This window comes from Rhodobacter ferrooxidans (assembly GCF_000176015.1).
GTDB lineage: Bacteria > Pseudomonadota > Alphaproteobacteria > Rhodobacterales > Rhodobacteraceae > Pseudorhodobacter_B > Pseudorhodobacter_B ferrooxidans.
This window is the reverse complement of record NZ_ACYY01000003.1, coordinates 1-26,138: the sequence shown is the minus strand read 5'-3', so window position 1 is coordinate 26,138 and position 26,138 is coordinate 1. Positions and strand designations below refer to the sequence as shown.

The window sequence follows — 26,138 nt, the reverse complement described above, 5'->3', positions numbered from 1 at the left end:
TGCCCGGCCCTGCATATATGCCCGAGGTGACGCCGATGAACGTTCAAACCCCGCCCGATCTGGTTACGCCCAACGTGCTGGCACCGATTGCGCCGCGCACCATGGCCGAAACCGGGCTGTCGATGGTGATGATGCGCGACATCCTGCTGAAGACCATGTTCCGGATGAACCTGGACCTGGTGTCGGAAATCAGCAAGGCGATCTGCCTGATGATCCCGGCGACGCAGGAACTGGTCGATCTGGCCCGCAGCCAGCGGCTGCTGGAGGCGACGGGCACGCTGCACGCCACCTCGGGCAACGAGATGGGCTATCAGTTGACCGATGCCGGCAAGGCCCGCGCGCTGGATGCGCTGGCGCAATCGGAATATTACGGCGCGCTGCCGATCCCGCTGGAGGCCTACAAGGAACAGGTCAAGCGCCAGTCGGTGCGCAACATGAAGCTGTCGCGCAAGCAATTGCTGTCGGGGATGGGGCATCTGATCCTGCCCGAAGACCTGATCCAGAACCTTGGCCCTGCGGTGACCTCCGGTCGGTCGATCCTGATGTATGGCCCGCCCGGCAACGGTAAATCCAGCATTTCCAACGGCATCCGCGACGCGCTGGGTGACAAGATCTATGTGCCCCGCGCGCTGGAATACTCGGGTCAGGTGATCACGGTCTATGACCCGATCGTCCATTCCAAGGCCGAGGAGGCGGTGGACGACCCCTCCAGCCTGCGCCGCACCTCGAACCGGTTCGACAACCGCTATGTCTATTGCGAGCGGCCTTCGGTGATCACCGGCGGCGAACTCAGCCTTGAAATGCTCGACCTGACCTACAACCCCACCGCGCGCACCTATCAGGCGCCGTTGCAGTTGAAATCGACCGGCGGCATCTTCATCGTGGACGACCTTGGCCGTCAGGCCGAGCCGCCGCAGAAGCTGGTCAACCGCTGGATCGTGCCGCTGGAAGAAAGCCGCGATATCCTGACGCTGCAATCGGGCGAGAAGTTCACCGTGCCGTTTGACACGCTGGTGATCTTTTCCACCAACTTCCACCCCAACGAGATTTTCGACGGGGCCGCGTTGCGGCGGATCTTCTTCAAGATCAAGATCGACGGGCCGGATCAGGAGAATTTCCTGAAGATTTTCGCGATGATGGCGCGCAAGCGCAAGATGCCGCTGGACGAGCGGGCGTTGCTGCACCTTTTGAAGGTGAAGTATCCGACCATCGACAACCTGTATGCCAACTATCAGCCGATCTTCCTGATCGACCAGATGATCGCGATCTGCGAGTTCGAGGGCTTGCCGTATCAGATGACCCCCGAGCTGATCGACAGGGCCTGGGCCAACATGTTCGTACGCGACGAGGCGATTGCGCATTGAGGCAAGCAGCCGGGGCTCTGCCCCGGACCCCGGGATATTTAGAGAACAGATGAAAGCCGAACCGGGCCGGATTCGGTGAGGATGGCGTCGAGCCGCTGGTCGGTGGCGTCGATGGGGACTTGCGGGATTTGTTGGGCGGCGAAGGCGAAACCTGTGGCCAGCACCGGGTGGCGGGCGCGCAAGCCTTGCAGCGATCGGTCGTAGAAGCCGCCGCCGTAGCCGAGGCGATAACCCCGCGCGTCGAAGGCCAGCAGTGGCACGATCAGCACTTGTGGGTCCAGCCAGGCACCTTCGGCGGGGATCAGGGCGCCGAATTCGCCGGGGATCATTTCGCAGCCGGGGGTCCATTCGCGGAATTTCAAGGGCTGGGCGGGGCCTGCGATCACCGGCACGCAGACCGGGCCGCGGTGGGCGGCCATGGCGGCGGTGGGGTCGATCTCGGTGCGCATCGCCATGTAGCCGGCCAGAACCTTGCCCGCATGCGGCGCCAGCCAGTCGGCCAGCAACTCGGCCGCCTGGCCCTGCCCCGCGGCGAAGGCGGCCTTGCGGGTGGCGAAGGCGGCGGTGCGGGTGGCGGCTTTTTCAGCGGCAAGGGTCATAGCAGGAACAGCGTGGCCAGCCCGAGGAAGGCGAAGAACCCCACCACATCGGTCACTGTGGTCACAAACGTGCCCGACGCCAGCGCCGGATCGACCCCGGCCTTGTCCATCAGCACCGGCACCATGATGCCCGCCATGCCCGCCACCAAGAGGTTGACCACCATCGCCGCCGCCAGCACCGCCCCCAGCCGGGCATCGCCGAACCAGAACCAGCCCACCGCCCCCATCACCGCGGCAAAGAACAGCCCGTTCACCAACCCGACCACGGTTTCCCGCCCGATCACCCGCCAGACGTTCGAGCCGGTCAGATCGCGGGTGGCCAGTGCCCGCACCGCCACCGTCAGCGCCTGGGTGCCCGCATTTCCGCCCATCGAGGCCACGATCGGCATCAGCACCGCCAGCGCCACCAGTTGCGCAATGGTGTCGGAGAATTGCGAGATCACCATGCTGGCCAGGATCGCGGTCAGCAGGTTGATGAACAGCCAGGGCAGGCGTTGCCGGGTGGTCTCGTAAACCCGGTCGGAGATGGCACTTTCCTCGCCCACCCCGGCAAGGCGCAACATGTCCTCCTCGTGTTCCTCGTCCAGCACGTTCATCGCGTCGTCGATGGTGATCACCCCCACCAGCCGGTCATTGGCATCGACCACCGGGCAGGAGATCAGGTGATACTGGTTGAAGATATAGGCCACGTCGGCCTCGTCATCGGTGGCGCTGACGGTGCGGAAACTGTCCTCGACAATCTCGCGCAGCGGCACGTCATGGCGCGACGACAGCAGGCGGCCAAGGGTCACATAGCCCTGCGGTTTCATCCGCGGATCGACCAGGATCACATGATAGAACTGGTCGGGCAGATAGGGCGCATCGCGCAGAAAGCTGATCGCCTCGCCCACGGTCCAGTGATCGGGGGCCACCACGACTTCGCGCTGCATCAGGCGGCCGGCCGAGCCTTCGGGGAAGGCCATCGCCTGTTCCACCGCCACCCGGTCCACCGATTCCAGCGAGTTCAGGATCAGCGCCTGTTGCGGCTCCTCCAGGTCTTCCAGAATATCGACGACATCGTCGGTATCCAGTTCGCGCACCGCATCGGTCAGCACGTCGCGCGGCAGGCTGTCGATCACCTCTTCGCGGATCGATTCGTCGATTTCCGACAGAATCTCGCCGTCGATCTCGCCCGACCACAGCCGCAACAGGTCGCGGCGGTCGGCGGAACTGATCTGTTCCAGCAGGTCGGCAATGTCGGCGGCGTGCAAGGGTTCCAGCAGGTCGGTCAGCCGCGCCACATCGCCCGCTTCAACGGCATCCAGTACGGCGGCGACGCGGCGCGCCTCCAGCGGGTCGTCCTCGCGCACTTCGGTCTGAGCTTCGAATTCCGCCATGCCGCCGCCCCTTTCGGTTTGGCAAAACCTTAGGGCAAGCCGCGGCGGAACGACAGGGCCTGAGGGAAATTTACCCGGGCGGCAAATGCGGCTAGGCTGGCGGCAACAGGCAGGGGAATGGCGGATGGCAGAGCTGATATTGGGGCAGGTGTTGTCCTTTCCCGGCGACCCGTTTCGTGACGGAGCGCAGGCGGCAAGGCTGGACGAGGCGGTGCTGGTCGAGGCCGGGATGATCCGCGCCGTGGGGGCGGCGGCGGCGTTGCGGGCGGCCTATCCGCAGGCGCGGGTGACGGATCATGGGTCGGCGCTGATCTCGGCCGGGTTCATCGACGCCCATGCGCATTATCCGCAGACCGCGATCATCGCCAGTTGGGGCAAGCGGCTGATCGACTGGCTGAACAGCTATACCTTCCCCGAGGAGATGCGCTTTGCCGACCCCGAATATGCGCGGGCGCTGGCGGCACGGCATCTCGATCTGACGCTGGCCTGCGGCACCACCTCGGTGGCCAGCTATTGCACCATCCATCCGGCCTCGGTCGAGGCTTACATGACCGAGGCGCAAGCGCGCGGGCAAAGGGTCTGGGCCGGCAAGACCTGCATGGACCGCAACGCCCCCGAGGGGCTGCGGGATACCGCGCAAAGCGCCTATGACGACAGCAAGGCGCTGCTGGCAAAGTGGCACGGGGTGGACCGGCTGGGCTATGTCATCACGCCGCGGTTCTCGCCCACCTCCAGCCCCGATCAACTGGCGGCCTTGGGGGCGCTGTGGACCGAGCATCCCGACTGCCTGATGCAGACGCATCTGAGCGAGCAGCATGACGAGATTGCCTGGGTGCGGCAGTTGTTCCCCAAGGCACGGGATTATCTGGACAGCTACGAGGCCTTCGGCCTGCTGGGGCCACGCGGGATATATGGCCACGCCATCCACCTGACCCCGCGCGAGAAGGACCGGCTGCGCGCGGTGGATGCCAGCCTGATCCATTGCCCGACCTCGAACACTTTCATCGGCTCGGGGTTGTTCGACATGGCGGGGTTGCAGGCTGCGGGGCATCGGATCGGCCTTGCCACCGACACCGGTGGCGGGTCGTCGTTTTCGATGCTGCGCACTATGGCTGCGGCCTATGAGGTGGCGCAACTGCGGGGGGCGGCGCTGCATCCGGCGCAACTGTGGTGGCTGGCGACGGTGGGTTCGGCCCGGGCGCTGCACGCAGGCCACCAGATCGGCAATATCGCACCGGGGATGGAGGCCGATCTGGTGGCGATCGACCTTGCCTCGACCCCCGCCATTGCCCAGGCCACGGCACGGGCGGGCGATATCTGGCAGGCAATCTTTCCCACCATCATGCTGGGCGATGACCGGGCGGTGCGGGCGGTCTGGGTGGCGGGCCAGCGGCGGGGGTAGCCGCCCCTGCGACAGCAATGGTGCTTTACGCCAGCCCGTCCCCGCGCCTAGGGTGGCCGCGACCCTTCCGCGAAAGGCCCATCGCCATGCGCTTCACTCCGCTTGTCACCCTGCTTGCCGCCGCCATCGCCATCAGCTTCTGGCTGCCGTGGCTGGCGCTGCCCACCGGCCAGGGCTTTACCCCCAACGACCTGCTGGGCCAGATGACCGGCGCCGAGGGCAAGGACGGCTACAGCCTGCTGTTGTCTTTCCTTGCCACCTTCGCGCTGGCGGGGTTTCTGGCGCTGGTGGCGCTGTTCGGGCTGGCCCCGCGGGTGCTTGCGCTGCTGACGGGGGCGGCGCCGCTGGGGGTGATCGGCTATGTCGCCAATGGCGCGATGACCAAGGCGCAGACCTACGGCCTGCCGTTGCCGACCACCGGCGACTGGCAGGCGATCCTGAAAGCGGTACAGCCCTACATCGAACCCGGGCTTTACGTCTATGTCGGTGCTGCTGCCGTGCTGGTGGTGCTGTCGCTGATCGACCCCGGCAGCCGCCGCGGCTGATATGCGGCACAGCAACTGGAACGGGCTTTTCCGGGCCGCGTGTTCTCTTTTGTCGAAAATACGACTAGGATGCGCATCATTATAGTCGAACTGCCGATCCTCAGGACCGGATTGGCCTTAATATCTGGAGAGTCAGATGAAGAAGTTGTTTGCGACTGCCGCGTTCATCCTTGCCGCCAGCACCGGCATCGCCGCCGCCCAGAACTGGAGCGCCGAGATTTACGGCGGGGTGTCGCTGCAAGACAAGCTGAAATACGGCATCATGTCTTTCGACACCGATCAGGGCACGACCCTTGGTTTTGGTGTCTATAACACCGGCTGGGTGCAGGGCTTGGCGCTCGGGCTCGACGTCATGTACACCAATGTCGGCTATATCGGGTATCCGACCAGTGTTGACAGCACCTCGCTGATGCTGAACGCCCGCTATGCCTTCCCGCTGGGCGGCGCGACCGAGGCCTATGTCGGGGCCGGTCTGGGCGCGATCAACGTGCACTACGACGGTGCGTCGGCTTACCCGGCCTTTACCGGCAGCGATGTGGTGGCCGGTGGCCAGTTGGAACTGGGCATGCGCTACAAAATGGCGGCGGGCAACCTGTTCGCGGCGGTCAAGTATCAGGCTGCTTTCGAGGATGCCAGGATCAAGCGCGAAACCCAGGAATTCCACAACACCAGCGTGATCGTCGGCTACGCCTTCAACTTCTGACGCCGGACCGGCGACCGGGGGCTGTGGCGGTTTGCCGCTGCGGCCCCTTTGAGCAAAATCGGTAATTTGCGGCGAATGAGGTTCCGCGGGCCCGGCAACGGGTGTATCGTGAAGCAGGTTCATAGCCTGCGTTCCATTCATTCGAAGGAGTCCGCAAAATGAAAAAAATTCTCGCAACCACAGCCGTTATCCTTGCCGCCTCGACCGGCATCGCTGCCGCCCAGAACTGGAGCGCCGAAATCTATGGCGGCGCTTCGTTGCAAAACACGCTGAAATATGGTGGCATCTCTTACGACACCGATCAGGGCACGACCCTTGGTTTTGGCGTCTATAACACCGGCTGGGTGCAGGGCTTGGCGCTCGGGATCGACGTCATGTACACCAATGTCGGCTATACCGTCGATATTGACAGCGTCGACAGCACCTCGCTGATGCTCAATGCCCGCTATGCTTTCCCGCTGGGCGGCGCGGCCGAGGCTTATGTCGGGGCTGGTCTGGGCGCGATCAACGTGCACTACGATGGTGCGTCCATGTTCCCGGCCTATACCGGCAGCGATGTGGTGGCCGGTGGCCAGGTGGAGCTGGGCATGCGCTACAGACTGGCAGCGGGCAACCTGTTCGGGGCGGTCAAGTATCAGGCTGCGTTCGAGGATGCCAGGATCAAGGCCGTAACCCAGGAATTCCACAACACCAGCGTGATCGTCGGCTACGCCTTCAACTTCTGACGCCGGACCGGCGACCGGGGGCTGTGGCGGTTTGCCGCCGTGGCCCCTGTGACAAACATCGGTGAATTGCCGCGAATGAGGTTCCTTGGGCCTGGCAACGGGTGTATTGTGAAGCAGGTTCATAACCTGCGTTCCATTCATTCGAAGGAGTCCGCAAAATGAAAAAAATTCTCGCAACCACAGCCGTTATCCTTGCCGCCTCGACCGGCATCGCCGCCGCCCAGAACTGGAGCGCCGAGATCTATGGCGGCGCATCGCTTGAAAATACGCTCAGCTACGGGCCCGGCAACTGGGATACCGATCAGGGCACCACCTTTGGTGTCGGCGTTTACAACACCTCGTGGGTGCAGGGGCTTGAGGTCGGTCTCGACCTGATGGCCACATCGGTGGATTACACCGGCTTCACCACGGGTCTGGACAGCACCTCGCTGATGCTCAATGCCCGCTATGCCTTCCCGCTGGGCGGTGCCGCCGAGGCCTATGTTGGTGCTGGCCTTGGTGCGATCAACCTCAAGTATGTCGCCCCGGCACCGTTTGGCGGCAGCGATACCGTGGCGGGTGGCCAACTTGAACTTGGCCTGCGTTACAAGATGGGCGCGGGCAACCTGTTCACCGCGGTGAAATACCAGTCCTCGTTCGCGGACGCGATGATCCACGGCGTCTCGCAAGACTACGACAATACCAGCGTGATCGTCGGCTTCAGCTTCGCCTTCTAGGACAAGGCCGGGGCAGCCTTTTTCCGGCTGCCCCCTGGCCTGTCAGTCCTCCACCATGCCCCAGCCATCGGGGTTGAAATCGAACTTCAGCGCCACTTCGGTGGCAAGCTTCTCCCATTTCCAGATCGAGTCGGGCGTCACCTCGATCGGGCCGATGCTGGCGTCCAGGGTTTCTTCGTCCTCATAGCGGGTGGTGGTGAAACCCTTCTCGCGCAGGGCGGCCTCCAGCCCGTCCCAGTCGGCCTCGATTTCCTCGGGGTAGAACTGGAAATCGACCACCGCGCGCTTGGGCAGGGTGATCTCCTTGCCCATGGTCTCGAAGGTTTCGAAGGTTTCGGCGCGCTGGGCGTTGTAATCGTGGGACATGCGTCCTCCGTTCGAATGATTGCTGCACCAGCATCCCGAATTGCGGCGCCCGGCACAAGGGGCGATGCGTCAGCCCATCAACCGCCGCGCGAGGAGGTTCTGCCGCGCCAGCACGGCGGCCAGGTCCAGCGTCAGCAACTGGCCGTCGCCCACCACCTGCCGCCCCTCGACGATCAGATCGCGCACCGCCCGCGGCCCGCACAGGATCAGCGCCGCCACCGGATCCCAGGCCCCCGCCGCCTCGATACCCGAGACATCCCAGATCGCCACATCCGCCCGCTTGCCCGGCTCCAGCGCGCCGCAATCGCCGCGCCCCAGCACCCGCGCGCCGCCCAGTGTCGCCACCTCCAGCGCTTCGCGCGCGCTCATCGCATCGGCGCCAAGGCTGACCCGCTGCAACAGCATCGCCTGCCGCGCCTCTCCGATAAGGTTGCCCGCATCGTTGGAGGCCGAGCCATCCACCCCCAGACCAACCTTGACCCCGGCATCCCGCATCGCCCGAAGCGGCGCAATGCCCGAGCCGAGCCGGCAGTTCGAGCAGGGACAATGCGCGACGCCCGTGCCGGAGCGGGCGAAGAGGCCAATCTCGCCCGCGTCCAGCTTGACGCAATGGGCGTGCCAGACATCGTCGCCAGTCCAGCCGAGGTCTTCGGCATATTGCCCCGGACGGCAGCCGAACTTCGCCAGGCTATAGGCCACATCCTCGTCATTTTCCGCCAGATGGGTGTGCAGCATCACCCGCTTGTCGCGCGCCAGCAGCGCCGCCTCGCGCATCAGATCGCGCGACACCGAGAACGGCGAACACGGCGCCAGCCCTACCCGCAGCATCGCCCCCTCGGACGCGTCGTGGAACTCATCCACCACCCGGATGCAGTCGTCCAATATCGCCGCCTCGCCTTCCACCAAGGCATCCGGCGGCAACCCGCCATCGCTTTCGCCAATGCTCATCGCGCCGCGGGTCGGATGAAACCGCAAGCCCACCTCGCGCGCCGCAGCGATGGTGTCATCCAGCCGCGCGCCGTTGGGGAACAGATACAGGTGGTCCGAGGTCATCGAGCAGCCCGACAGCGCCAGTTCCGCCAGCCCGACCTGAGATGAGACGAACATCTCCTCCGGCCCGAACCGCGCCCAGATCGGGTAAAGCGTTTTCAGCCAGCCGAACAGCAAGGCATCCTGCCCGCCCGGCACCGCCCGCGTCAGGCTTTGATACAAATGATGATGGGTGTTGACCAAGCCGGGGGTGACCACACAACCCCGCGCCTCGATCACCCGGCCCGCGGTGGCCAGCCCCTGCCCCACCGCCGCAATCACCCCGCCGCGGATCAGCACATCGCCGCCCGCAATCTCGCGCCGCGCCGGGTCCATGGTGACCACCGCCGCCGCACCGCGGATCAGAATCTCGGATATCATCACACCGCCCCCACATTCATCTTCGCGAAAATATCCCCGCCGGAGGCACCCGCTGCAAGTTAATACGCTCCGCGGGGGATATTTGAGCAAAGGTGAATGGCTCAGCCGTTCAAAACCGCCAAAGCCGCCGCATGCACCGCAGCATTGGCCGCCGCCAGAATCCGCCCGCCCTGCGGCGCAGGCCTGCCCTGCCAGTCGGTGACAATGCCGCCCGCCGCCTCGATCACCGCAATCGGCGCCTGCACGTCATAGGCCTGCAAGCCCGCCTCGACCACCAGATCAATATGGCCCGCGGCGATCAGCGCGTAGGCATAGCAGTCGGTGCCATAGCGGGTCAGGCGGCACTGCGGCACCAGACGGCGAAAGGCGGCACCTTCTTCCGGCGTGCCGACTTCGGGAAATGTGCTCATCAGAATACATTCGGACAGCGGCCGCGCCGACCGGGTCTTCAGCGCGCGGCGCCAATGCGGCCCGACCATTTCGGCCCGGCCAAAGCCGCCCTCGAACCGTTCACCAATATAGGGCTGGTCGATCAGGCCATAGACCGGCCCGGTTTCGTCAGCGACCGAGATCAGCACCCCCCAGGTCGGCGTGCCCGCCAGATAGGAGCGGGTGCCGTCGATCGGGTCCAGCACCCAGGTCAGACCGCTGCTGCCCGCCGTGCGGCCCATTTCTTCGCCCAGGATGCCATCCTGCGGCCGACGTCGCGCCAGAATCTCGCGCATGCGCTGTTCGGACAGCCGGTCCGCCACCGTCACCGGATCGAAGCGGTCGGTTTCCTTGTTCTCGGCATCCAGCCCCGGCGCGCGGAAATGCAGCAGCGTCGCCTGCCGTGCGGCATCGGCCAGTTCGGCCGCCACCGCGATCAGCTCGCGCTGCTCTGCTTCAGAAATTGCTGCCATCATTGCCCCCTGCCTGCCCCTCGGGCGCTACCCAATCGCAGCGCCCCGGTCAAGTCAGGTCAGGCGGCGTCGCTCAGCACCCGCGCCAGATCAAACAGGCGGCGACGTTGGGCTTCGGGGATCGAATAATACGACCGCACCAGTTCCAGCGCTTCCTTGTCGGCCAGAAAATCGCCGTCCATGGTCTTGCTGGCTTCGCGGGATTCGTCGATGCCCTCGAAGAAGAAACTGATCGCCACACCCAGCGTTTCGGCAATGTCCCACAGCCGCGAGGCGCTGACGCGGTTCATGCCCGTCTCATACTTCTGAATCTGCTGGAACTTGATACCGACACGGTCGGCCAGTTGCTGCTGCGTCATGCCCACCATCCAGCGGCGGTGACGGATACGCTTGCCAACATGCGCGTCCACGGGGTGTTTCATTCAAATCTCCACTCGGTTACATCGTGTCTTGCCTTTACATAAGCAATTTCCATGCCAAAATCGCATTTTTCCTTTGTTAATGAAGTTTTTTTCATGGGGCGGGTTTTTGCCACCAAAACCTGTCTTTTTGGATATGTCCAATTATACAGGCGAACAAGTATTCCACGCAGGCGGGCGATTTTCGCCCCAAGGGCGCTTTGGTAAACGTGGACTCGCGTAAAAAGGGTTTTGCACTTTGCATTGCGTTTTGCAACGTTTATGCAATCAAATTCCCATTTTGAAAAGATTTTCCACCATTCCGGCCACAAAAGCAAATATTTTTTGCGCTGGTCCGTGTATAAACCCGGTGAAACCCACTGTCGAGGAAGCCGATGGACGCCCTGCAACTTGATGCCTTTGATCAACCGCCGCGATTGCGCAACCTGCCGTTACGGCAACCCGGACCGGGCGAGGTGGCCTTGCGGATCGCCGCCTGTGGGCTGAATTTCGCCGATCTGTTGATGCTGGAGGGCAAATATCAGGATTGCCCCGCCCTGCCCTTCACCCTGGGCATGGAGCTTGCGGGCACGGTCGAGGCGCTTGGCCCCGACACCCCAGGCCCCGCCATCGGCACGCGGGTCGCGGTGTTTGCTGGTCAGGGGGGGCTGGCGACGCATGGCTGCTTTGCCGCCGACCGCTGCATCCCGCTGCCCGAGGCCATGAGCTTTGCCCAGGCCGCCGCCTTTCAGATCGCCTATGGCACCAGCCATCTGGCGCTGGACCACCGCGCCCGCCTGCAACCGGGCGAGACGCTCTTGGTGCTGGGCGCGGCCGGTGGCGTCGGCCTGACGGCGGTCGAGATCGGCAAGCGGATGGGCGCGCGGGTGATCGCCAGTGCCCGTGGTGCCGACCGGCTGGCGGTGGCCAAGGCCGCAGGCGCCGATCTGCTGATCGACAGCGGCGCCCCCGACCTGCGCGCCGCCCTGAAATCACTGGGCGGCGTCGATGTGGTCTATGATGCGGTAGGCGGCGATGCGTTCCTGGACGCCCTGCGCGCCTGCAAGCCCGAAGGCCGGTTGCTGAGCATCGGCTTTGCCTCGGGCAAGGTGCCGCAGATCCCGGCCAATCTGCTGCTGGTGAAAAACCTGTCGGTGATCGGCCTCTATTGGGGCGGCTATCTGAAGTTCCGCCCCGAGGTGCTGACCCAAAGCCTCGCCACCTTGTTTCAATGGTTTGCCGAGGGCAGCCTGGCCCCGCATATCGGCGCCACCCTGCCCTTCGCCCGTGCCCCCGAGGCGCTGGAGCTTTTGCGCAGCCGCCAGACCACCGGCAAGGTGGTGGTGACCATGCCCTGACCCCCTTTTATTCACCTTTGTGAAAATATCCTCGGGGGTGAGGCGCGCCCGGAAAACCGATCCGTGGAAGGTTTTCAGCGACGAACGCCCGGCCCGTGGCCGGGCTGGGGGGGGCAGACAGCCCCCCGGCTTTTTCGCCTCAGAACCGGATCGGCTCCAGCACCTGCGGCTCGATCAGCGCCACGCCGGGCGGCAGGCCTGCACGCAACTCGGATGCATCCTGCGCCAGCAGCGGGAAGGTGCGGTAGTGGCAGGGGATCACGGTCTTGAAGTTGAAATATCTGTTGGCAGCGTAAGCGGCGCGTTTCATGTCCATGGTGAAATGCCCGCCTGCCGACAGGATGCCGATGTCGGGCTGGTGATACTCGGCCATCCAGCCCATGTCGGCCATGATGTCGGTATCGCCCGACAGATACAGCGTATGCCCCTCGCCCGCGATCATGTAGCCCGCCTCGTGCCCGGCATAGACCGGGCCGGCATCGCTGCTGACCGAGGAGGAGTGGCTGGCGTTGACCATGGTGACCTGCGCGCCGTTTAAGGTGACGGTGCCGCCCTTGTTGAAGCCGATGCCCTGCACGCCGTCGCGGGTTTCATACCAGGTGATCAGGTCGTAAATGCCGACCAGCGGGATGTTCAGTTCCTTAGCCAATGCCAGCGCGTCACCGGCATGGTCGCCGTGGCCGTGGGTCAGCAGGATGTGGGTGGCGCCCTGCAAGGCCTCGGCGCGGCGGGCGGCGGGGAACATCGGGTTGCCGGTCAGCCAGGGGTCGATCAGCAGGGTGGCCTGTTCGATCTCGATGCGAAAGCCGGAATGGCCGAGCCAGGTGATGAGCATTGCGGTCTCCTTCGGGTCGGGTTCGGGGCAGGCTACACCGGAATGGGCGCAATCGCTAACCGGCTGGGCAAGGGACCGCCGATCGGGCCTCCGGCGGGGGTGAGGGCCGTCCCGGAAATGCTCCAGTGGAGCGTTTCAGGCCCGAACGCGCGGAGCGCCGGGATCAATGTAGAAGCTTTGCCCGGGCAGATGCTTGCACAGGCTTGGGCGCGCGGCTAAACGGGGCGAAACAGTCCTGAAAGGGTTTGGCCATGGCCATCGACATTGATACCGCGCGGCGGGTGGCGCATCTGGCGCGCATCCGGGTGGAGGAGGACGATCTGGCCGCCCTTGCCGGCGAGTTGTCGGGGATACTGAACTTCATGGAGCAGTTGGGTGAGGTCGATGTGACCGGCATCGAGCCGATGACATCAGTCACGCCGATGCGGCTGGTGCGGCGGGCCGATGTGGTGACGGATGGCAATATCCAGGCGCAGATTCTGGCCAATGCGCCGGATGCGCGCGAGGGGTTCTTTGCGGTGCCGAAGGTGGTGGAATGATGGGCGCGAACAAGCTGACGATTGCGGCGGCCCGCGATGCCTTGCGCAAGGGCGATCTGACGGCGGTCGATCTGACCATGGCCTGTCTGACCGCCATCGACGCGGGCGACGGGCTGGGGGCCTTTGTGCACAAGACGCCCGAGATTGCGCTGGAACAGGCGCGGGCGGCGGATGCGCGGCTGGCGGCGGGGAATGCGCCGTCGCTCTGTGGCATTCCGCTGGGGATCAAGGATCTGTTCTGCACCAAAGGGGTTGCGTCGCAGGCGGCTTCGAACATCCTGAAGGGCTTCAAGCCGGAATACGAATCTACCGTGACCGCGCAACTTTTCGGTGCGGGCGCGGTGATGCTGGGCAAGCTGAACATGGACGAGTTTGCCATGGGGTCCAGTAACGAGACCTCGTGCTATGGCCCGGTGGTCAACCCCTGGCGCTGCGATGACCGCGAGTTGACGCCGGGCGGGTCTTCGGGCGGCTCGGCGGCGGCGGTGGCGGCAGACCTGTGTCTGGCGGCGACCGGCACCGATACCGGCGGCTCGATCCGCCAGCCTGCGGCCTTTACCGGCATTGTCGGGATCAAGCCGACTTACGGGCGCGTCAGCCGCTGGGGTATCGTGGCCTTTGCCTCCAGCCTGGATCAGGCCGGGCCGATGACCAAGACGGTGCGCGATGCCGCGATCATGCTGGGCTGCATGGCGGGGCATGACCCCAAGGACAGCACCAGCGCCGATCTGGCGGTGCCGGATTTCGAGGCGGCGCTGACCGGCGACATTCGTGGCAGACGGATCGGCATCCCGCGCGAATACCGTATGGACGGCATGCCTGCCGAGATCGAAAAGCTGTGGGCGGCGGGGACGGCGATGCTGCGCGATGCCGGGGCCGAGATCGTCGATATCTCGCTGCCGCATACCAAGTATGCGCTGCCGACCTACTATGTGGTGGCGCCTGCCGAGGCGTCTTCCAACCTCGCGCGCTATGACGGGGTGCGCTATGGCCACCGCGCCAAGCTGGCGGCGGGTGACGGCATTACCGAGATGTATGAAAAGACCCGCGCCGAGGGCTTTGGCGCCGAAGTGCAGCGCCGGGTGATGATCGGCACCTATGTGCTGTCGGCGGGGTTCTATGACGCCTATTACAACCGCGCCCGCAAGGTGCGTGCCCTGATCAAGCGCGATTTCGAGCAGGCCTTTGCGGCGGGCGTCGATGCGATCCTGACCCCCGCCACGCCGTCTGCCGCCTTCGGGCTGGGCGAGATGGCCAATGCCAGCCCGGTCGAGATGTATCTGAACGATGTGTTCACCGTGACGGTGAACCTCGCGGGGCTGCCGGGCATCGCGGTGCCGGTGGGGCTGGACGCGCAGGGGCTGCCCCTGGGGCTGCAACTGATCGGGCGGCCGTGGGAGGAAGGGGATTTGCTCAATCACGCCTATGTGCTGGAGCGGGCGGCGGGCTTTGTGGCCAAGCCGGAAAAATGGTGGTAAGGCGCCACTGAAATGCTTTGCAGGATAACCTTGATGCGTCTGCCCTCTGTCATGCTCGTGGCCCTTGGCCTTGCCGCCTGCGGCCCCACCACGGTGCCGGATTCCGGTGCCGGGTTCCAGGATTACCCGACCTACCTGCGCCAGCGCGAGGCGGCTTTGGCCAATGGCACCTCGGTCGCGCCGGCGACGCCGGAGTTTTCCACCCAACGCATGGGCGAGGCGATCAATGCGGCGGAAGGCAGCCCGATGGGCACGCCCCTTCCGGCACAACCGGCCGCCGGTTATGGCGCCATCGCGCAACCCGGGGCCGGACCGCTGGCGGCAGACCGGCCGCGCGGCGATGCACCGATGGGCATCCAGCAACAGTCCGGCGAGGTGACGCCAGGTTCGGCGGCGATCTCTGACGAGCAGGATTTCAGCGCCGTTTCCTCGCGCGAAACCATCCAGTCCGATGCCGAGCGGCTGGCGCGCAACCGCGCCCAGTATCAGGTGATCCAGCCCACCGCCCTGCCCGAACGGGTGGGCGATACTGGCCCCAGCATCGTGCAATTCGCGCTGTCCACCAGCCATCCGGTTGGCACGCCGATGTACAAGCGCTCGGCGCTGCAACTGAACAACCCCGAAAAGACCTGTGCCCGATTCGGATCGCCCGACAAGGCGCAAGAGGAATTCCTGGCCTCAGGCGGGCCGGAAAAGGACCGCAAGGGCATCGACCCGGATGGCGACGGTTATGCCTGCTCATGGGATCCGCGACCGTTCCGCGCCGCGTTGAACTAAGGCCGGGCGGTGCCGCTTTACGCTGAATACCCCTCGCCCAATTGCGGGCCAAGGCGGGATGGGGTGCTGCCCGATCTGGTGGTGCTGCACTACACCGCGATGCCAAGTTGCGCCGAAGCCCGCGACCGGCTTTGCGACGCGGCCACCGAGGTCTCGGCGCATTACCTGATTGCCGAAAACGGTGAGGTGCTGGCACTGGTTCCCGAGGAGTTGCGGGCCTGGCACGCCGGGGCCGGGGCCTGGGGCAGCGTCAGCGACGTGAACTCGCGCTCCATCGGCATCGAGCTGGCCAATTCCGGCAGCCAACCCTTTGCCGCGCCGCAGATGCTGGCGCTGGAGGCCTTGCTGGCCGATGTGATGGGCCGCTGGCAGATCGCGCCACAGCGGCTGATCGGCCATTCCGACATGGCGCCGGGGCGCAAGGGTGATCCGGGGCCGCGGTTCGACTGGCACCGGCTGGCACGGGCCGGGCTGTCGGTCTGGCCGCAGGTCGATCTGGAAGACTTGCCCTCCATGGTGGATACGGCGGCCTTCCATGCCGCCCTGCGCGGCTTTGGCTACCCTGATCTGGCCCCCGAAACCCTGCTGGCCGCCTTCCGGCTGCGGTTCCGCCCCTGGGCGCGTGGGCCGCTGGACAGCGTCGATCTGGCGATGGCCACCGATCTGGCCGACCGCTTTCCCGTTGACGTGACCCCCCGCCCGGCGTAAGCCCCGGCTCGCGCGGATGGCCGGATGACCGCGTGGGGGCAACCCTGCGAGGAAAGTCCGGACTCCATGAGGCAAGGGTGCCGGGTAACGCCCGGCCGGGGCAACCCGAGGGAAAGCGCCACAGAGAACAGTCTGCCCCATCGGCCGCAAGGTCCGGGGTGATGGTGAAACGGCGGGGTAAGAGCCCACCGCAGGTCTGGCAACAGAACTGGCACGGCAAGCCCCACCCGGAGCAATGCCGAATAGGGGCCTCGCGTGGGCTGGTCATCGGGTGCAAGCCCGAAGATACCGCCACAGGGACGCTTCAGCCCAGAGGCCCGGGTTGGCAGCTAGATCCCGCCGGTAACGGCGGGGCCAGAGGAATGGTCATCGAAGGGACGCAAGTCCTGGAACAAAATCCGGCTTACAGGCCATCCGCGCATCTGGCCCGCCGCTTTGTCCACCAGCCCGGTTTCACAGCCCAAGCCCGGCGATCCCGGTTGCATCGCCGCGCGGATGCGGTATCGTTTCGCCAAAACCCGCAATGGCGGGCAAAAGGGGCAGATTTCCATGGCAAAAGGCATGTTCAGGCGCGCTGTCAGCGACGCCGAGCAACTGGCAACCGCCAGTCGGCAGGAGGGCGAGGATTACGTGCTGTTCTCCTACCCCGACTATGACACCTATCGCAAAGTGCAAGAGGCGGGCAACAAGGCCAAGCTCGGCGCGCAATATGTCAAGAAAAGCCATATCTTCTTTCTGGCCCGCCACCTGACCGAGGCGCTTGGGCAGGTCGGCTTCGGGCTGTGCCACGGGGTGCGGCGCGGCAAGGAACAGGCGTGGTTTCGCCGCGTGCTGAAAGGCGCCGAGGTGATCGGCACCGATATTTCCGAAACCGCCACGCAGTTTCCCAACACCGTGCAATGGGATTTCCACGAGCCCAATCCCGCCTGGGCTGGCAAGGCCGATTTCGTCTATTCCAACTCGTGGGACCATGCCTATGACCCCGGCAAGGCGTTTCGCGCCTGGGTCGAGAGCCTGAAGCCGGGCGGGGTCTTGCTGCTGGACCACTCGGCCGGGCACCAGCCGCGCACCACCAATGCGCTGGACCCCTTTGGCGCCACCGAAGCCGGGCTGATGCGGATACTGGCGGAATCCTGCGGCGATCTGGGGCAGGTCAGCGGCGTGCTGGACCGCAGCACCGAAGCCGACTACCCCTGCCGCGTCGTGGTCTTTACCCGCAGCGCCGTGACAGCCGAAGCGCAGGTTCCCGCAGCCGCCAAAACGGCCAGACCAAAGGCCGCCGCCAAGCCGAAGCCCGCCCCGGCACCGAAGGCAGAAGCCAGACCAAAGGCAGAAGCCAAGGCCAAACCGGCCCCCAAAGCCACGGTCAAGGCCAAAGCCGCGCCCAAGGCCAAGGCCGCGACCGCAAAGGCCGGCACCTCCACCGGATGACCTGATCACCGCAGCCCCCGTGCGGTGCTTTTGCTGTTGACTCGGGCGGCCGCATGGGTAAAACGCGGGCTTCAAGGATTTCGCGGGGAACGCTGGTTTCCCGGCTTCAGGAGATACGACCATGGCCAAACCGGCGACGATCAAGATCCGTCTGAACTCGACGGCAGGCACCGGGCACTTCTATGTCACCAAGAAGAACGCCCGCACCATGACCGAAAAGATGGTCGTGAAGAAATACGACCCCGTCAAGCGCGAGCATGTCGAATACAAGGAAGGCAAGATCAAGTAGGATCTGCCTCCACGCCGACCAGACGGGCCGCACCCTCGGGGGCGGCCTTTTGCATTATGGGGGTCAGCGAGGACGCCCCGGCGGGGCGGAGGAGCGGCGCAAAGCAAAAGGGCCGGTGTTGCCACCGGCCCTTTGCATCTGTTCCGAAGCTGTCGGTTATTCGCGGTTGCCCATGAATTGCAGCAGGAACATGAACATGTTGATGAAGTCGAGGTACAGCTGCAAGGCACCCATGATCGCGGCCTTGCCCAGCCATTCCTGATCGCCGGCCTGCGCGTGTTGCAGGTAGGTGTTCTTGATGGTCTGGGTGTCATAGGCGGTCAACGCCGCAAAGATCAGCACGCCGATCACCGAGATGGCAAAAGCCAGCGCCGACGAGGCGACGAAGATGTTGACCACCATCGCCACCAAGAGCCCGATCAGGCCCATCATCAGGAAGGTGCCCATCGCGGACAGGTTGCGCTTGGTGGTGTAGCCATAAAGCGACAGCCCCGCGAAGGCGATCGAGGTCACAAGGAAGGTCTGCGCGATCGACACGCCGGTGAACACCGCGAAAATCCAGGCCAGCGACAGGCCCATCACCGCGGCATAGGCGTAGAAGAACAGCTGCGCCGCCGCCACCGACAGCCGGTTGATCAGCGCGCCAAAGGCAAAGACCATGATCAGCGGCGCGAACATCACGATCCAGCCCAGCAGGTTGGGCTGCATCGTTTCCGGGTTGCGCAGGATCGACAGCAGCGTGTCACTGGTGCCGACGGCCCAAGCCACGCCGCCGGTCAGCAGCATGCCCACGGACATCAGCCCATAGACCTTGTTCATGTGGGCGCGAAGCCCCGCGTCGATCTGGGCAGCACGGGCGCCTGCGCCGACCGAACGGATCGTGTCATATTCAGCCATCAGTAAGCCTCCGTTGGTGTTGCGTTGGGCGGACCTGAAGCTCAGACCCGCCCTGTGCTGCCAATATCGGGGGCATGGCTGCCGATTTCAAGGATTTCCGGCGGAAAAGCTTGAAGAGGGCAAACTGTCTCAGCGCCGCCAGGTGGCGGGCACGTCCCACAGCGGCCGCGCCGCCTCGGCCAGCGCCTGGTCGCGGGTCAGGCCGATGTCGGCCAGCGTGGCGTCGTCCAGTTCGGCCAGAGTGTGGCGTTGGTGGCGCAGGGCGGCGGCCTGGCGCAGGTTCTGCATCAGGTGGCCGAGCATCCCGGCATGGGTGGTGGTTTGCAGCCGGTCGGTAACCCGGTGTGCGGTGTGAAGCGAGGCGAACATCGGCTTTCCTTTCGGAGGTATCAGCCCGGAGGCATTAACCATGGTGATCTGGTGGCGTGTTGCCATCAATTTGCTTGATCATACTGCCCGAATCGGAGACATTTGGAAAGTGAATGGTTTTGACCTCTGGCATCAAGGAAAGTGATATGACGCGCAATCTTGATCTGACGACGCTGCGGTCTTTCGTGGCGGTGGCCGATGCCGGCGGGGTGACGCGGGCGGCGGGGTTCCTGAACCTGACGCAATCGGCGGTTTCCATGCAGATCAAGCGGTTGGAGGATTCCCTGCAGCTTGAGGTGCTGGACCGATCGGGTCGGCGGATGGCGCTGACGGCGGCGGGCGAGCAACTTCTGGGCTATGCCCGGCGGATGCTGGCCCTGAACGACGAGGCTTTCGGGCGGCTGACCCATGACGCTTTCGAGGGCGAGGTGGTGCTGGGCGTGCCGCATGACATCGTCTATCCGGTGATCCCGCAGGTGCTGCACCGATTCAACGTCGATTACCCCAAGATGAAGGTGACGCTGCTGTCGTCCTTCACCAAGACCTTGCTTGCACAGTTCGGGCGGGGTGAATGTGACATCATCCTGACCACCGAAGACGGGGTCGGTATGGGCGGCGAGACGCTGGTGGAACTGCCGCTGGTCTGGATCGGGGCGGCGGGCGGCCATGCCTGGAAAACCCGGCCGCTGCGGCTGGCCTTCGCGCGCGACTGCATCTTTCGCCAGGGGGTGCAGGCGGCGCTGGATGCTGCCGGCATCGGCTGGGAAATGGCGGTGGAAAGCGACAGCACCCGCGCCATCGAGGCCTGCGTCAGTGCCGACCTTGCGGTGCATACCGTGCTGGCGGGGTCCGAGCCGCCCTATGTCGAGCGGGTGCAGCACGGCGGCAGCCTGCCCGATCTGGCGCGGCAGAAGGTCAATCTTTATGTGGCCGATCCGGCGCACAGCCCGGCGGTGACGGCGCTGGCCGGGTTGATCCGGGGCGCCTATGCCCGACAGAGTGCCGTCTGACCCTCAGCCACGCCGGTCGGCAAAGAAGTCCCGCAGCAGGTCTGCCGCCTGTTCTGCACCAATTCCGTCGTAAATCTCGGGCACATGGTGGCATTGCGGATGGCTGAAAACCCGCGTCCCCTGCGCCACCCCGCCCGATTTCGGATCGGCGGCGCCATAGTAAAGCCGCCCGATCCGCGCCAGCGAGATGGCCGCGGCACACATCGGGCACGGCTCCAGCGTCACATAAAGATCATGCCCGACCAGCCGCTCGCTGCCCGCCGCCGCACAGGCCGCCCGGATCGCCAGCACCTCGGCATGGGCCGTCGGGTCGCACAACTCGCGCACCCGGTTGCCCGCCACGGCCACCACCACGCCTGAAGGCGACACCACCACCGCGCCCACGGGAACCTCGCCCCGCAAACCCGCCGCCCGCGCTTCCCCTAGCGCCGCCGCCATATGACTGCGAAACCCGCTCATGCCCCGGTGATGCCCCGCAACATCAGCCAAAACAAGCCTCCTTGCTCCTTCACCTTTGCTCAAATATCCTGCGGGGGTCCGGGGGTGCAAAGCCCCCGGCGGTCGCCGCCCCCGCGCCGACCCTTCAGCCGCAGGGATGCGCCATGACCGAGAGCCCGAAAAAACCAGCCCCGAAACCCGCACTGCCCGAAGGCGACCGCATCGCCAAGGTGCTGTCCCGCGCCGGCATCGCCTCGCGGCGCGAGGCCGAGCGGATGATCGAACTGGGGCAAGTTGCCGTCAACGGCAAGGTCATCACCAGCCCGGCGCTGAACGTCACCGCAAAGGACCGCATCACCGTCGATGGCAAACCCGTCGCCGCCCCCGAACCGGCGCGGCTGTGGCTTTACTACAAGCCCGAGGGTCTGGTGACCTCGGACAATGACGAAAAGGGCCGCGAGACCATCTATGACCAGATGCCCGAAGACCTGCCGCGGGTGATGGCGGTGGGGCGGCTTGACCTGAACTCCGAAGGTCTGCTGCTGCTGACCAACGATGGCGAGTTGAAACGGCGGCTGGAACTGCCCTCGACCGGCTGGCTGCGCAAATACCGCGTGCGGATCAAGGGCAACCCGACCGACCCCGACCTGGAACCCTTGCGCGCCGGGATCACCGTCGAAGGCGAGCGGTTCCAGCCGATGCTGGTGGTGATCGACCGGATACAGGGCGCCAATGCCTGGCTGACCGTCGGGTTGCGCGAAGGCAAGAACCGCGAGATCAGGCGGGCGATGTTCGCGCTGAACCTGACGGTGAACCGGCTGATCCGCATCTCCTATGGCCCGTTCCGGCTGGGCGATCTGCAACCGGGCGAGGTGGCGGAAGTGCGCGGCAAGGTGCTGCGCGACCAGTTGGGCTTCGATCCGCGCGCCGAGGACGAGGAATTGAGCACCTCGGGCAAGCCCGCGCCGAAGAAACCCGCCACACGGACGCTGGCCCCCCGCACACCAGCCAAACCCGGCGCCAAACCCGGCGCCAAACCCTCGCGCGGCGTGGCCAAACCTGCTGCCGAAGCCCCGGTGGCCCGCGCCAAGCCGGTGAAACCCGGCCCCGGCTGGGCCAAGGCGCAACCGGGCGGCAAATCCGGCCCCGGCCCCAAAGCCACCAGCCGCAACGAGGGCGCCAAACCCGCCCCGCGCAGCCCCGGCAGGCGGCCCCCCGCCGGTCCGCGCAAGGGGGAATGACTGCGGCAATTTCCACCGACCCTGCCTCTGGCCACAGCCAAGCCCTTGGCTTATAGTCTTCCTCGAGTTGAACAGAGCTAAGTCAGAGGCCGCATGTCCGGAACCAGCCTGCAAAATCTGGCGTTCTTCCTGCTTCTGGCGCTGATCCTCTATGTCGCCACCCTGGGAGGCGCATGATGGCGCAGCGTTACGGCGGCAAGCACAGCCCGGACGGCTCGGTCGGCAAGGATCAGCCGCAGCAGACCCCGAAATCGGGCCGCAACGCCTTTGACGGCGCCCGGCCCACCAAGGCGGGGGCGAAATCGAACCTGCTGTTTGCAGCGCCTTTCGTGTTTCTGTTCAAGGCCTTCAGCGGCGAACCTGCCGGTCTGGTGCTGGGCCTTGCTGCCGCCGCCCTGCTGATGCTGGCGGCCTGGCTGACCCGCGAGGGCATACTGGCACATGAGGCCTACGACTCCCGCGCCGTTGCCCGCCGCCCGGCGATGCCGCGCAAGATCGTGGGCTCGATCCTGACCGGCGTGGCGCTGGCGCTGGGCGGGCTGATGGCGGCGCAGGGCCTGATCTACCCGATCCTGTTTGGCCTGATCGGCGGGGCGCTGCATCTTTTCGCCTTCGGCCCCGACCCGCTGGCCAACAAGGGCATGGCGGGCATCGACAGCTTTCAGACCGAGCGGGTGGCCCGTGCGGTGGACGAGGCCGAGAAATACCTTTCCGCCATGAAAGACGCGATCAAGCGCGCCGGCGACCGTGGGCTGGAGACCAGCGTCGAGCGGTTTGCCGCCATCGCCCGCAACCTGTTCCGCACCGTCGAGAACGACCCCGGCGACCTGACGGCGGCGCGCAAGTATCTGTCGGTCTATCTGATGGGCGCGCGCGACGCGACCGAGAAGTTCGCGACGCTTTATTCCCAGACCCGCAACCCGACCACCCGCGCCGATTTCGAGGCGCTGCTGATCGACCTTGAAACCAATTTCGCCAGCCGCACCAAAGCGTTGCTGAGCAACAACCACGCCAATCTGGACGTGGAAATTCAGGTGCTGCGCGAGCGCCTGCAGTTCGAAAACCCGCAAGACAAAACCTCCGCATAACGCGTCCTGCCATGACGCCCAATTGAGAGTGAATGCCATGACCGAAGTCACCCAACCCGTCGCTGAAACCGTTGCCGAAGCTGCCGCCGAAACCGTCGCCGCCGTTGAAACCGCGGCCAGCGCCACCTTGGCCGAATTGCAGCAAGTCACCGACACCCTCCTGCCCGAGCCGGTGTCCGAGATCGTGCCGCTGGCCGAGGCGCCCAAGCCGCTGGCCGACGATATCCGCAAGCGCATGGCCGAGATCGACATGGCCAACACCCAGTCGATCATCTCTTTCGGCTCTTCGGCACAGGCCGAATTGCAGGTGATCAGCCAGGAAATGCTGCAAGGCGTGCAGAACAAGGATGTCGGCCCCGCAGGCGACAGCCTGCGCGATATCGTGACCACCATCCGCGGCTTCTCGATCACCGAACTGGACGTGCGGCGCCAGCAAAGCTGGTGGGAAAAGTTCATGGGCTCGCCCGCGCCGATCGCCAAGTTCATCGCCCGGTTCGAACAGGTGCAGACCCAGATCGACAAGGTCACCGCCGAACTGGACATGCACCAGCACAAGCTGCTGATCGACATCAAGTCGCTGGACAACCTCTATGGCAAGACCCTGGCGTTCTACGATGAACTGGCGCTTTACATCGCGGCGGGCGAGGCCAAGCTGGCCGATCTGGATACCAACGTCATCCCGGCCGAGGAACGCAATCTGGCCCGCACCGCCGCCGCCCAGCAGGTAATGCGGGCGCAGGCCCTGCGCGACCTGCGCTCGGCCCGCGACGATCTGGAGCGCCGGGTGCATGACCTAAAGCTGACGCGGCAGGTGACGATGCAATCCCTGCCCTCGATCCGGCTGGTGCAGGAAAACGACAAGAGCCTGGTCACCAAGATCAACTCCACTCTGGTCAACACCGTGCCGTTGTGGGAAACCCAACTGGCGCAGGCCGTCACCATCCAGCGGTCGCGCGAGGCGGCGGAATCGATCAAGGCCGCAAACGATCTGACCAACGAACTGCTGACTGCCAACGCCGAGAACCTGCAACAAAGCAACCGCATCGTGCGCGCCGAAATGGAACGCGGCGTGTTTGATATCGAAGCGGTGAAGAAGGCCAACGCCACGCTGGTGGCCACCATCAATGAAAGCCTGGCGATTGCCGATGCGGGCAAGGCCAAGCGGGCAGCCGCCGAGATCGAGTTGCAGAAGATGGAGACCGAACTGCGCGACACCCTGGCCGCGGCCCGGGCCCGCCCCGAAATGGCGGACGAGGCTGCAGAGGCCACGACAAACTGAGGAAAGACCACCGCATGAGCCACTGCCAGCGCCGCATCTCTGCCCGCAAGGGTCACATGGTTGCGCTGGCGCTGATGGCCCTGGCGGCCTGCGCGCCGACGCCGGTGATGCAACGCCCGATGGCACCGCCGCCGCGCATCGACGCGCCGCCACCGGTGGCCTCGGCGGAAAGTCAGGCGATGCGGGCTTACTATGCCAATGTGCAATCCGACCTGCTGGCGCAGGGCTTGATGCGCACCGATGGCGGCGGGCAGGATGCGCCGTTCACCGACCGGATGCTGGCGGAAAACTTCATCCGCGTGGCGCTGTTCGACGAATACCAGCACAGCGGTGCCGGGCTGGTGGCGCGCGAAACCGTCAGCCGCCTGCGCCGCTGGGAGGTGCCGGTGCGGGTCGGTCTGCATTTCGGCGCCTCGGTGCCGCCGGAACGCCGGGCGATCGACACCGCCCAGGTGTCCTCCTATCTGGCGCGGATGGCGCGGCTGACCGGCCACCCGATCGCGCTGGCCGACAGTGCCAGCAATTTCCAGATCTACATCGTCAACGAGGATGAACGCCGCGCCCTTGGCCCGGTGATTGCCGCCACCCTGCCCGATCTGGCACCGATGGATGTGGCCGGGCTGACCAATCTGCCGCGCTCGACCTATTGCATCGTCTATGCGCTGTCCAAGGGCAACTCTGCCGCCTACACCCGCGCCTTCGCGGTGATCCGCGCCGAACACCCCGATCTGCTGCGGCTTTCGTGCATGCACGAGGAAATCGCCCAAGGCCTGGGTCTGGCCAACGACAGCCCGACCGCCCGGCCCTCGATCTTCAACGACGACGAGGAATATGCCTTGCTGACCCGGCAGGACGAGCTGATGCTGCGCCTGCTTTACAGCCCGTCGCTGCGCCCCGGCATGTCCGAACCCGAAGCGCGCCCGATCATCTTCTCGCTTGCCTCGATGCTGATGGCCGGGGCAAGTTAAGGCCACAATTCCGCACAGGAGTCTTTCATGGGTATCCTCGATTTCCTCACCGGCCAGTTCATCGACGTCATCCATTGGGTCGATGACACCCGCGACACCATGGTCTGGCGTTTCGAACGCGAGGGCCACGAGATCAAATACGGCGCCAAGCTGACGGTGCGCGAGGGCCAGTCGGCGGTGTTCGTGCATGAAGGCCAGTTGGCCGACGTGTTCGGCCCCGGCCTGTATCTGCTGGAAACCAACAACCTGCCGATCATGACCAGCCTGCAGCACTGGGACCACGGCTTTCAGTCGCCCTTCAAGTCCGAGATTTATTTCATCAACACCACCCGCTTCAACGATCTGAAATGGGGCACCAAGAACCCGATCATCTGCCGCGACCCGGAATTCGGCCCGGTGCGGCTGCGCGCCTTTGGCACCTATTCGATGCGCGTCACCGATCCGGCAGTATTCATGCGCGAGATCGTCGGCACCGATGGCGAGTTCACCGCCGACGAGATCAGCTTCCAGATCCGCAACGTGATCATGCAGGAGCTTAGCCGGGTGCTGGCCTCCTCGGGCATCCCGGTGCTGGACATGGCGGCAAACACCGCCGATCTGGGCAAGATCGTCACCACGGCGATTGCGCCGAAGATTGCCGACTACGGCCTGACGCTGCCGGAATTCTACATCGAGAACATCTCGCTGCCCGAAGAGGTCGAAAAGGTGCTGGACAAGCGCACCTCGGTCGGGCTGGCGGGCGATCTGACCAAATACACCCAGTTCAACGCTGCCGAGGCGCTGGGCAATCCGGCCTCGGGCGCGGGCGGGGCGATGAGTGCGGGCATCGGCGCCGCGGTCGGGCTGGGCATGGCGCAGCAGATGCAGGTCGGGCCCTGGGGCGCCGCCCCCGCCGCCGCAGCCCCCGCCGCCGCAGCCCCTGCCGCC

General features: G+C 65.2%; 30 protein-coding genes and 1 other RNA gene. 20 read left to right on the top strand and 11 right to left on the bottom strand.

Features of this window, described 5'->3' with window-relative positions; all coding sequences use genetic code 11:
* The first annotated feature begins 35 nt into the window (after positions 1 to 35).
* The gene (locus RSW2DRAFT_RS02970; RefSeq protein ID WP_008027922.1) at positions 36 to 1,364 is read left to right on the top strand and encodes a hypothetical protein; all 1,329 of its coding nucleotides are present in this window, start codon (positions 36 to 38) and stop codon (positions 1,362 to 1,364) included.
* A gap of 38 nt (positions 1,365 to 1,402) precedes the next feature.
* On the opposite strand, the gene RSW2DRAFT_RS02965 is transcribed toward RSW2DRAFT_RS02970, so the two are convergent.
* Positions 1,403 to 1,963 (bottom strand): 5-formyltetrahydrofolate cyclo-ligase, encoded by a 561-nt coding sequence (locus RSW2DRAFT_RS02965; RefSeq protein WP_008027920.1) that lies wholly within the window; start codon positions 1,961 to 1,963, stop codon positions 1,403 to 1,405.
* Positions 1,960 to 3,339, bottom strand: coding sequence for a magnesium transporter (mgtE, locus tag RSW2DRAFT_RS02960; protein WP_008027918.1), 1,380 nt, complete (start codon positions 3,337 to 3,339; stop codon positions 1,960 to 1,962). The genes RSW2DRAFT_RS02965 and mgtE overlap by 4 nt, the downstream gene beginning before the upstream one ends.
* Positions 3,340 to 3,463: 124 nt before the next feature.
* Here mgtE and guaD point away from each other — a divergent pair, with 124 nt between their 5' ends.
* The 5 genes from guaD (at position 3,464) to RSW2DRAFT_RS02935 (ending at position 7,430) form a co-directional block, all read left to right on the top strand.
* Complete coding sequence (gene guaD / locus RSW2DRAFT_RS02955; RefSeq protein WP_008027915.1) at positions 3,464 to 4,741, top strand: guanine deaminase; 1,278 nt, start codon at positions 3,464 to 3,466, stop codon at positions 4,739 to 4,741.
* Between the two features lie 86 nt (positions 4,742 to 4,827).
* The gene (locus RSW2DRAFT_RS02950) at positions 4,828 to 5,286 is read left to right on the top strand and encodes a hypothetical protein (RefSeq protein WP_008027913.1); all 459 of its coding nucleotides are present in this window, start codon (positions 4,828 to 4,830) and stop codon (positions 5,284 to 5,286) included.
* Positions 5,287 to 5,422: 136 nt separating this feature from the next.
* Positions 5,423 to 5,989, top strand: a complete 567-nt coding sequence (locus RSW2DRAFT_RS02945; RefSeq protein ID WP_008027911.1) for an outer membrane beta-barrel protein — start codon at positions 5,423 to 5,425, stop codon at positions 5,987 to 5,989.
* A gap of 158 nt (positions 5,990 to 6,147) precedes the next feature.
* Entirely contained in the window at positions 6,148 to 6,714 is a 567-nt protein-coding gene (locus tag RSW2DRAFT_RS02940; protein WP_008027909.1) for an outer membrane beta-barrel protein, read from the top strand.
* A gap of 158 nt (positions 6,715 to 6,872) precedes the next feature.
* A complete protein-coding gene (locus tag RSW2DRAFT_RS02935; protein WP_008027907.1) occupies positions 6,873 to 7,430 on the top strand; it encodes an outer membrane beta-barrel protein in 558 nt (185 codons plus the stop codon).
* 42 nt (positions 7,431 to 7,472) lie between these two features.
* On the opposite strand, the gene RSW2DRAFT_RS02930 is transcribed toward RSW2DRAFT_RS02935, so the two are convergent.
* From RSW2DRAFT_RS02930 to RSW2DRAFT_RS17770, 5 genes are all read right to left on the bottom strand, one after another.
* Positions 7,473 to 7,796, bottom strand: a complete 324-nt coding sequence (locus RSW2DRAFT_RS02930) for a ribonuclease E inhibitor RraB (RefSeq protein WP_008027905.1) — start codon at positions 7,794 to 7,796, stop codon at positions 7,473 to 7,475.
* Between the two features lie 69 nt (positions 7,797 to 7,865).
* Positions 7,866 to 9,203 carry an 8-oxoguanine deaminase gene (locus tag RSW2DRAFT_RS02925; RefSeq protein ID WP_040671516.1) on the bottom strand — a complete coding sequence of 446 codons (1,338 nt, stop codon included), beginning with the start codon at positions 9,201 to 9,203 and terminating at the stop codon, positions 7,866 to 7,868.
* A gap of 104 nt (positions 9,204 to 9,307) precedes the next feature.
* Positions 9,308 to 10,108 (bottom strand): inositol monophosphatase family protein, encoded by an 801-nt coding sequence (locus tag RSW2DRAFT_RS02920; protein WP_008027901.1) that lies wholly within the window; start codon positions 10,106 to 10,108, stop codon positions 9,308 to 9,310.
* 59 nt (positions 10,109 to 10,167) lie between these two features.
* Positions 10,168 to 10,530, bottom strand: a complete 363-nt coding sequence (locus RSW2DRAFT_RS02915; RefSeq protein ID WP_008027899.1) for a helix-turn-helix domain-containing protein — start codon at positions 10,528 to 10,530, stop codon at positions 10,168 to 10,170.
* Positions 10,527 to 10,916 carry a hypothetical protein gene (locus tag RSW2DRAFT_RS17770; RefSeq protein WP_198008066.1) on the bottom strand — a complete coding sequence of 130 codons (390 nt, stop codon included), beginning with the start codon at positions 10,914 to 10,916 and terminating at the stop codon, positions 10,527 to 10,529. The genes RSW2DRAFT_RS02915 and RSW2DRAFT_RS17770 overlap by 4 nt, the downstream gene beginning before the upstream one ends.
* Between RSW2DRAFT_RS17770 and RSW2DRAFT_RS02910 the strand changes: the two genes are divergently transcribed.
* Positions 10,902 to 11,864, top strand: coding sequence for an NADPH:quinone oxidoreductase family protein (locus RSW2DRAFT_RS02910; protein WP_008027896.1), 963 nt, complete (start codon positions 10,902 to 10,904; stop codon positions 11,862 to 11,864). The two genes, RSW2DRAFT_RS17770 and RSW2DRAFT_RS02910, sit on opposite strands and share 15 nt — an antisense overlap.
* Before the next feature lie 139 nt (positions 11,865 to 12,003).
* Here the strand turns inward: RSW2DRAFT_RS02910 and RSW2DRAFT_RS02905 are convergent, their stop codons facing one another.
* On the bottom strand, positions 12,004 to 12,699 hold the full coding sequence (locus RSW2DRAFT_RS02905) for a metal-dependent hydrolase (protein ID WP_008027895.1): 696 nt from the start codon (positions 12,697 to 12,699) through the stop codon (positions 12,004 to 12,006).
* Between the two features lie 251 nt (positions 12,700 to 12,950).
* Here RSW2DRAFT_RS02905 and gatC point away from each other — a divergent pair, with 251 nt between their 5' ends.
* The 7 genes from gatC to rpmG all read left to right on the top strand — a co-directional run bounded on the left by gatC (position 12,951) and on the right by rpmG (position 17,921).
* Entirely contained in the window at positions 12,951 to 13,238 is a 288-nt protein-coding gene (gatC, locus tag RSW2DRAFT_RS02900; RefSeq protein ID WP_008027892.1) for an Asp-tRNA(Asn)/Glu-tRNA(Gln) amidotransferase subunit GatC, read from the top strand.
* On the top strand, positions 13,238 to 14,716 hold the full coding sequence (gatA, locus tag RSW2DRAFT_RS02895; RefSeq protein ID WP_156790620.1) for an Asp-tRNA(Asn)/Glu-tRNA(Gln) amidotransferase subunit GatA: 1,479 nt from the start codon (positions 13,238 to 13,240) through the stop codon (positions 14,714 to 14,716). Before gatC ends, gatA begins: the two co-directional genes overlap by 1 nt.
* Positions 14,717 to 14,749: 33 nt before the next feature.
* Positions 14,750 to 15,493, top strand: coding sequence for a hypothetical protein (locus tag RSW2DRAFT_RS02890; RefSeq protein ID WP_008027888.1), 744 nt, complete (start codon positions 14,750 to 14,752; stop codon positions 15,491 to 15,493).
* Positions 15,494 to 15,556: 63 nt separating this feature from the next.
* Positions 15,557 to 16,201 (top strand): N-acetylmuramoyl-L-alanine amidase, encoded by a 645-nt coding sequence (locus RSW2DRAFT_RS02885; RefSeq protein WP_008027886.1) that lies wholly within the window; start codon positions 15,557 to 15,559, stop codon positions 16,199 to 16,201.
* A 12-nt stretch (positions 16,202 to 16,213) separates the two neighbouring features.
* Positions 16,214 to 16,623, top strand: an RNA gene (gene rnpB, locus RSW2DRAFT_RS17105) — RNase P RNA component class A.
* Between the two features lie 139 nt (positions 16,624 to 16,762).
* Positions 16,763 to 17,632 carry a class I SAM-dependent methyltransferase gene (locus RSW2DRAFT_RS17765; protein ID WP_198008065.1) on the top strand — a complete coding sequence of 290 codons (870 nt, stop codon included), beginning with the start codon at positions 16,763 to 16,765 and terminating at the stop codon, positions 17,630 to 17,632.
* A gap of 121 nt (positions 17,633 to 17,753) precedes the next feature.
* Positions 17,754 to 17,921 carry a 50S ribosomal protein L33 gene (rpmG, locus tag RSW2DRAFT_RS02875; protein ID WP_008027883.1) on the top strand — a complete coding sequence of 56 codons (168 nt, stop codon included), beginning with the start codon at positions 17,754 to 17,756 and terminating at the stop codon, positions 17,919 to 17,921.
* Positions 17,922 to 18,077: 156 nt separating this feature from the next.
* On the opposite strand, the gene RSW2DRAFT_RS02870 is transcribed toward rpmG, so the two are convergent.
* Together RSW2DRAFT_RS02870 and RSW2DRAFT_RS02865 are read right to left on the bottom strand one after the other, a co-directional pair.
* Entirely contained in the window at positions 18,078 to 18,818 is a 741-nt protein-coding gene (locus RSW2DRAFT_RS02870) for a Bax inhibitor-1/YccA family protein (protein WP_008027880.1), read from the bottom strand.
* Between the two features lie 129 nt (positions 18,819 to 18,947).
* Positions 18,948 to 19,187 carry a DUF1127 domain-containing protein gene (locus RSW2DRAFT_RS02865; RefSeq protein WP_008027878.1) on the bottom strand — a complete coding sequence of 80 codons (240 nt, stop codon included), beginning with the start codon at positions 19,185 to 19,187 and terminating at the stop codon, positions 18,948 to 18,950.
* A 146-nt stretch (positions 19,188 to 19,333) separates the two neighbouring features.
* Here RSW2DRAFT_RS02865 and RSW2DRAFT_RS02860 point away from each other — a divergent pair, with 146 nt between their 5' ends.
* Entirely contained in the window at positions 19,334 to 20,197 is an 864-nt protein-coding gene (locus RSW2DRAFT_RS02860) for a LysR family transcriptional regulator (RefSeq protein ID WP_008027876.1), read from the top strand.
* 3 nt (positions 20,198 to 20,200) lie between these two features.
* Here RSW2DRAFT_RS02860 and RSW2DRAFT_RS02855 read toward each other — a convergent pair whose 3' ends face one another.
* On the bottom strand, positions 20,201 to 20,656 hold the full coding sequence (locus RSW2DRAFT_RS02855) for a nucleoside deaminase (protein ID WP_040671497.1): 456 nt from the start codon (positions 20,654 to 20,656) through the stop codon (positions 20,201 to 20,203).
* A gap of 143 nt (positions 20,657 to 20,799) precedes the next feature.
* Here RSW2DRAFT_RS02855 and RSW2DRAFT_RS02850 point away from each other — a divergent pair, with 143 nt between their 5' ends.
* The 5 genes from RSW2DRAFT_RS02850 to RSW2DRAFT_RS02830 form a co-directional block, all read left to right on the top strand.
* Positions 20,800 to 21,876: a pseudouridine synthase gene (locus RSW2DRAFT_RS02850; protein WP_008027871.1), complete on the top strand. Its 1,077-nt coding sequence runs from the start codon at positions 20,800 to 20,802 to the stop codon at positions 21,874 to 21,876.
* A gap of 176 nt (positions 21,877 to 22,052) precedes the next feature.
* Entirely contained in the window at positions 22,053 to 22,964 is a 912-nt protein-coding gene (locus RSW2DRAFT_RS02845; protein ID WP_008027870.1) for a 5-bromo-4-chloroindolyl phosphate hydrolysis family protein, read from the top strand.
* A 37-nt stretch (positions 22,965 to 23,001) separates the two neighbouring features.
* Complete coding sequence (locus RSW2DRAFT_RS02840) at positions 23,002 to 24,243, top strand: toxic anion resistance protein (protein ID WP_008027868.1); 1,242 nt, start codon at positions 23,002 to 23,004, stop codon at positions 24,241 to 24,243.
* 14 nt (positions 24,244 to 24,257) lie between these two features.
* Positions 24,258 to 25,211, top strand: a complete 954-nt coding sequence (locus RSW2DRAFT_RS02835) for a DUF2927 domain-containing protein (RefSeq protein ID WP_008027866.1) — start codon at positions 24,258 to 24,260, stop codon at positions 25,209 to 25,211.
* A 27-nt stretch (positions 25,212 to 25,238) separates the two neighbouring features.
* Positions 25,239 to 26,138: SPFH domain-containing protein (locus RSW2DRAFT_RS02830; protein WP_008027865.1), on the top strand; the 900-nt coding region annotated here is incomplete at its 3' end.